The organism is Oleiphilus sp. HI0132 (assembly GCF_001635845.1).
Window position 1 is genome coordinate 1 of the sequence record NZ_LWGJ01001040.1, and the last position, 6,222, is coordinate 6,222.

Below are 6,222 nucleotides of genomic sequence, written 5' to 3' on the forward strand. Positions count from 1 at the left end.
AACTGGCTGCAAGTCGCTCCAGGGGAATTAATAGAATGTAATGGTTGCCACACGGGTGCAAGCGAAGTCCCGCATGGGCGTAATGGCGCTGGTCCTGAACCGGTCAATACGGGGGCAGAGACTGTTGGTCTTCCTTTTCCGGGAACGTCTCCTGCCGGGCCTGATGAAGATACACCCTTTGGTGTGCTAATGGGGGAAACCATGGCGCAGGCCTATACCGAAAATTATGGTATTCGAAATCTAAGCCCTGATATTACTTATACTGATGAGTGGGTCGTTCCTGCCGATACAGACAATGATATTAGCTACGCTTATGAAGATTTAACGACACCAATGCCAATTAAGGAAACTTGTGAAGGGACTTGGGGGCTAGGGTGTCGAATAGTGGTGAACTATGAAACACATATTCATTCTCTATGGTCGGTGCCGAGATCACGTATCGTCGATGAACTTGAAGAAGACCGTACATGCACATCCTGTCATAGTAATGTAGACAGTGAAGGGGAAACTCAAGTTCCGGTTGAGCAGTTGGATTTGAGTAATGGTCCTTCAACTGACGATCCAGATCACTATAAGTCTTATCGTGAGCTATTATTTAATGATAATGAAGTTGAACTGGTTGAAGGCATTTTAATTGACCGCTTAGTCGATAGTGATCAGCCCGTATTAGATGACGAAGGTGAGCCGCTTTTGGATGAGTTCGATAACGTCATTTTTGTTCAGGAGACGGTGCCGGTTGGACCAACGCTCAACACAGCGGGGGCTTTGAGAAGTGGGGCATTTTTAGACTTGTTTGAAGCAGGTGGTTCTCATGAAGGTGATCTCACTTTATCCGAGCTTAAGTTGATTTCTGAATGGTTGGACCTTGGGGCGCAATACTTTAACGACCCTTTTGCGGCACCAATTAACTAGTATTGATTACATAGAGATTTTCCTCGTGTGTAGAGATGAGTTGAACGTTGCATGATTGAAAAAGGATATTTATGTCAGGCTTAACACGCTGCCAGTATTCTTGCTTGGTGGTCTTCATTTTGTCGCTGTTCTCATGGCCTGTTTTAGCCAGTGAGGCCGAAACTCGTGAAGACCATGCCGGGTCTACCGTATTTGCGCCTCAGCTTAAAGTGGTACTTCCTTTTGTGGAATGGCGCACAGGCCCCGCGCAAGGTTTCCCTGTATTCCATATCAGCGAAAAAGGGGAGTGGCTAGAAGTTTCAACTCGAAAGACGGAGTGGTTAAAAGTTCGTGATCGCAAAGGTAATGAAGGTTGGTTGAATATTGCTGATGTATTGCAGATGGAAGACGCTAATGGCGAAACTGTGAAGATCACAGAACCAGTCTTTGATGACTTCAATACACGTCGCTGGGAAGCAGGTTTGATGAGTGGTCAGTTTGACAAAGCAGCCCTTAATTCGGCTTATCTGGGCTATTGGATGACCAACAACATATCTCTTGAATTATGGGGGAGTCAGGTGCTGGGTGATTCGGCTGAGATAAAAGTCGCAAGCGTGAACTTGCTTCATCAGCCATTTCCTTCCTGGAAGTTCTCACCGTTTTTTACTTTAGGGGCGGGCATGGTATTTATCAGCCCCAAGGCGACCTTATCTGAAGAAGCAAAGCGGGACGAAGAATCTATTCATGCCGGTATAGGGGCACGATATTACTTGAGCGACCGTTATTTTGTTCGTATGGAAGTGAAGGACTATAAAATTTTTACTAACCGTGAAAGCAACGAAGAAGCGACAGAATGGAAAATTGGATTAAGCGTGTTCTTTTGAAGAAGCGCAAACAATGTATTTGGTTGATGGTTTTAACCCTGTCAGCGGTGGTGGGGAATGCTTGTGCTGAGCAACATAGCCCATTAATAGAGCCTGATGTAAAGCCGGTAGTGCTTGATGAGGCAATGATCGACTCAGAGAATTTTGAGCTCGGCGTATTTACCGGCGTGATGAACATTGAAGATTTCGAGTCTGCATTGGTTTACGGCACTCGTCTGGCGTTTCATTTAAGTGAAAACCTGATGTTTGAAACGCATATCGGGATGAGTGAAGCAGGGCAAAGCAGCTTTGAGACCCTTGGTGCTGTAGAGGTGTTATCGAGTGATGACCGTGATTACCTTTACTATAACTTTGGGGTGGCATTTAAGCTTCCTGGCGAAAGCTATTTTGGCCGAGATTATGCCTTTAACAATAACGTTTACGTATCTGCAGCTGTTGGTGCAACAGACTTTGCCGGAGAAACCCGTTTAACGGGGGTAGTCGGATTGGGGTACCAATTACTACTGACTGATTTTGTCTCTTTACACTTTACAGCGAAAGAGCACTTTTACGAAATAGATGTCGTAGGGCCTGAGAAAATCAGTTTTAACTCAGAGCTGGGAATGGGTGTGTCCCTGTTCTTCTAGGCATGCTTGGAAGGGTTTAAAAAATGAAAGTATTTACTGAAAAGAATTGAGGGAATCAATATGCGAATGACCATAGCCAAGTCTCTAGTGACAGCCGCTTTGTTGAGTTTATCTGGCCTATCGAGTGCTGAGCAACTGAGTGGCGCGGCACCCGACTTTACGCTCAAAAGTAATCAAGGAAGCAATATCCGGCTTGAAGAGTTAAAAGGAGAAGTTGTGATGCTGAACTTCTGGGCTTCATGGTGTGGGCCATGTCGTCAGGAAATGCCCTTGATGAATGATATTTTTGCCAAATATGAAGACTTGGGTTTTACCATTTTAGCGGTCAATGTGGATGAAGATTCAGCTGATGCAGATCGCTTTTTGAAAGCTGTGCCGGTTGATTTTCCTGTGGTCTATGACTCGACAAGCAAGGTAAGTGAGATGTACGAGGTGGATGCGATGCCGACAACTGTGATGATTGATCGCGATGGCAACAAGCGCTTTTTACATCGCGGATATAAGCCCGGCTATGAAGAAGAGTACGCAAACCAGGTTAAACAGTTGATCAGAGAATAGTTCACGGGTTCCTAATATGAACAGTATTAAAGCAGTCATATGCGTAATTATCTGTTTGCTGTCTTTCGGTGGCTTGCAGGCTTGCGGTGAAATTAAGCCGTGGGTAAAACCCTATGAGCGAAGTAATCTGGCCGACCCTATTATGAGCTTAGATCGACATGGGGCTGCGGGTGCATACATTCACCATGTATACCAGGCAAGGGAGTCTGCTCGTGGAGCAGAGGGTGGCGCAGGAGGTGGCTGTGGCTGTAATTAAAATGAAAGCCAAGGTGCCTTTTTTTAAATCCTTTTTTCAATTGTTAATTATTGTCAATTCCCTGGTGATCAGTGCAGTAGGTAATACAGCAACGCTTCCTCCTGATACGGTTGACGCCTTGTATCATGGTTACGAAGGCGGTGGTATGGATATTAATGGCCCCTTTGTTCTGGTAAGAAAAAGTGCCGGTACGAATTTTTCCCTGAATGGACATTACTATGTTGATTCAGTGTCGTCGGCGTCTATTGACGTGCGCGCCACTGCTAGTGCTTATGAAGAAGAGCGAACTGAGTACAGTGCCGGGGTAGATTTTCTTCATGAGAAAACGATAGTGAGCGCGGGCTATACCAACAGTGAAGAAAATGACTTCTCAGCAGACACGGTGTTTGTTTCTGTTTCACAAGATTTCTTTGGTGATTTAACTAACTTGAGCTTGGGTTATTCCAGAGGTTGGGATGAAGTGGGAATGATTCAGAGTGACTTTTCTGAAGATGTTGACAGGCAGAACTACAAACTGGGGCTATCTCAAGTCATCACGAAGAATATGCTCTTTGGCGTGGACGTCGATATTATTACTGACGAAGGTTATTTGAATAACCCCTATCGCGTATACCGCTATCAGAGTGGTTCATCTTTCGAGACAGCCACTGAAAAATACCCGCAAACACGAACCAGTACAGCTGTTGCACTTCGTTCTCTTTACTACTTGCCGTATCGAGCATCGATTAAAGCAGAGTATCGTTATTTCACTGACAGCTGGGGGATAGAAGCGGATACCTTCGAACTTCAATATATTCATCCGGTTGGTCCTTCTTGGGTCTTTGAGGGCCGATATCGTTATTACCAGCAAACCAGTGCAGACTTTTATAGTGACCTTTTCCCCTTTCAGGACTCACAAGACTTTATGGGGCGCGATAAGGAATTGAGTACCTTTAGTGATTATACGATTGGTTTAGGAGCAAGTTATATTTTTGGCAAAGGTGCCATTCCACATGTAGATAGGCTAAAGCTAACGGCTTTGGTTGATTACTTAGAATTTTCCTATGACAACTTCAGAGATGTGACCAAACCTTCTACTGTTGCAGGAAACGAACCTTTGTATGGTTTCGATGCGTGGGTCACGCGTATATCGGTCACGATGGAATATTAGAGAGAATTGGGGAAGAGTTAGATGAATAATAAAGCGACCAGAAAAGCATTGAAAAGCATACTCTTGTTTGCTGTATGCCTAGTTTCAGTGAGTAGCTTTGGTGAGGAGTCAGCGACCGAGCCGGGTGCGGTTATCGAAAAACAGTCTGCGCCTGTGGCGGACAAGCCTGTTGCCTTGAGTGTGGCGCAGCTGAAGAAAAAGGTCATCAAGCTGAATCGAGACCTGTTTATTCTGGAAGAAGATTTGCTGTTTCCGGCAAATACCCAGTTTGTTGTTTATCTGAGTCTGGATACGGGTAAATTCTTCAAGCCTGACAGTGTGACCTTAAAGCTGAATGATGAAATTGTTGCTAGCCATTTGTATACGCAGCGTCAAGTCACAGCATTACGAAAGGGCGGTATGCAGCGTTTGCATATGGGTAACTTGAAGAGTGGCGAGCACGAGCTAACGGCCGTTGTAAGCGGGCTCGGGCCTGATAAGCGCGAGTACAAAAAGGCTGCCAGCACGCTATTTGAAAAGACAAGTGATATTGCTTCGCTAGAGATTCAGATAAGCGACCAAAGTGAAAACTATCAACCTCATGTCGAAATCGTTGAGTGGAACTAGCGTGCTAAAAACTTATCTTCCTGAGCAAACTCAGCGCTTTGTGAAAGCACTGATTACCTTGTGTATTCTCTGCGTGAGTCTGTGGACGGGTGTTGCTCAGTCTTCAGAAGCAAAGCTGGTTGATGAGTACCCGGTATATCAACGTGCTCAAGACTTAAATTACGGTCAGGTACTGTTCCAGTACCATCAAGGAAATTTCTTTGAAGCTTTGAGCGCGCTAAATGTTGCCAAGCTCCGTTCCGGAATCCAGGGGCATGGCCAGCATCCCGAATTAGTGGAGGGGGGGCTGATGCTCTCTTACGGAATGGTCGAAGAGGCCAAACTAGTATTTGAGACGCTTCTAACCAAGCAAATTTCATTGAGCGATCGTAACCAGGCTTGGTACTACTTAGGTAAGGTCTTCTACCTTACCGCCGATGATAAGCGCTCTTCAGAAAGTTTTGACAAAGTACAGATGCAGCTTTTGCGAAAGGAAAAGCCTCATTTGTTCCATGAAATGCTCTATATGAAAGGACTATTGATCGGACGGGATCATAGTATCAAACAAGAAAATAAACCCCTTATGCTTGCAAGCTTGATTAGCCAGATTCCTCCTGGCAACTTATGGCGACAGTACCTTCAGTATAATGCCGCCGTTGGTGGACTAGCGGCAGCGTCTAATGCGAACTATGAAGTGGTTCGAAGTGTTGCTTTGCGAGATTTGAAGCGCTTGGCAGCTGGTTTGCTTAATCAAATAGATGAACTCTATAGTCAGTCGAATGATGTTGGTGCTGGGGAGCGTATTAACTTACGAGAACAGTGTTTGCTAAGCCTTGGGCAGCTATACCTTCAGCAGGGAGATAATCAATCCGCTTTAGGTGTCTTACGCGAAATCAGAAAAGATAGTCTGTTATCTGACCAGGCACTTTTCGCTTATTCAGTTGCTGCGACTAACCTTGGTCAGCACGGCTTGGCGCTCGAAGCTTTAACGTTGTTGAAAGAGCGCCCACAATTTACGCCCTGGTTACAGCAAGTGCCTTATGCTTTGTCCTATCTGTACGAGCAAATGGGTGAAACAAAGCTTGCACTCCAAAGCTACCGAGTGGCTGTTGAGCATTATGAATCTTTACAAGAGCGTTTTGGCAGACAAGCACAAGAGGTCGATGAGTCGCGTTTGATTGCCGCCTTGAACCTTTCACGCCCCTTAGGTGATGCGAAGTTAGTGAATGATGCCTATGGCATGCTAAATGTTCAGCCTAATGACTATAGCTT

At 45.3% G+C, this 6,222-nt stretch carries 7 protein-coding genes and 1 pseudogene; all 8 read left to right on the forward strand.

What is annotated here, in order from left to right:
* Positions 1-912: pseudogene (locus tag A3766_RS31105) on the forward strand (hypothetical protein); the annotation flags it as partial.
* Between the two features lie 71 nt (positions 913-983).
* Complete coding sequence (locus A3766_RS12450; protein ID WP_068511553.1) at positions 984-1,775, forward strand: SH3 domain-containing protein; 792 nt, start codon at positions 984-986, stop codon at positions 1,773-1,775.
* Positions 1,745-2,401, forward strand: coding sequence for an outer membrane beta-barrel domain-containing protein (locus A3766_RS12455; RefSeq protein WP_068642282.1), 657 nt, complete (start codon positions 1,745-1,747; stop codon positions 2,399-2,401). The genes A3766_RS12450 and A3766_RS12455 overlap by 31 nt, the downstream gene beginning before the upstream one ends.
* A 60-nt stretch (positions 2,402-2,461) precedes the next feature.
* Positions 2,462-2,959 carry a TlpA disulfide reductase family protein gene (locus A3766_RS12460; protein ID WP_068511558.1) on the forward strand — a complete coding sequence of 166 codons (498 nt, stop codon included), beginning with the start codon at positions 2,462-2,464 and terminating at the stop codon, positions 2,957-2,959.
* Between the two features lie 16 nt (positions 2,960-2,975).
* Positions 2,976-3,215 (forward strand): DUF4266 domain-containing protein, encoded by a 240-nt coding sequence (locus A3766_RS12465; RefSeq protein WP_068511561.1) that lies wholly within the window; start codon positions 2,976-2,978, stop codon positions 3,213-3,215.
* Positions 3,202-4,365, forward strand: a complete 1,164-nt coding sequence (locus A3766_RS12470) for a DUF3570 domain-containing protein (protein ID WP_231872166.1) — start codon at positions 3,202-3,204, stop codon at positions 4,363-4,365. Before A3766_RS12465 ends, A3766_RS12470 begins: the two co-directional genes overlap by 14 nt.
* Before the next feature lie 21 nt (positions 4,366-4,386).
* Entirely contained in the window at positions 4,387-4,971 is a 585-nt protein-coding gene (locus A3766_RS12475; protein ID WP_068508191.1) for an AraC family transcriptional regulator, read from the forward strand.
* The coding region (locus A3766_RS12480) for a tetratricopeptide repeat protein (protein WP_156508890.1) at positions 4,928-6,222 on the forward strand (1,295 nt) is incomplete at its 3' end. The genes A3766_RS12475 and A3766_RS12480, both read left to right, overlap by 44 nt.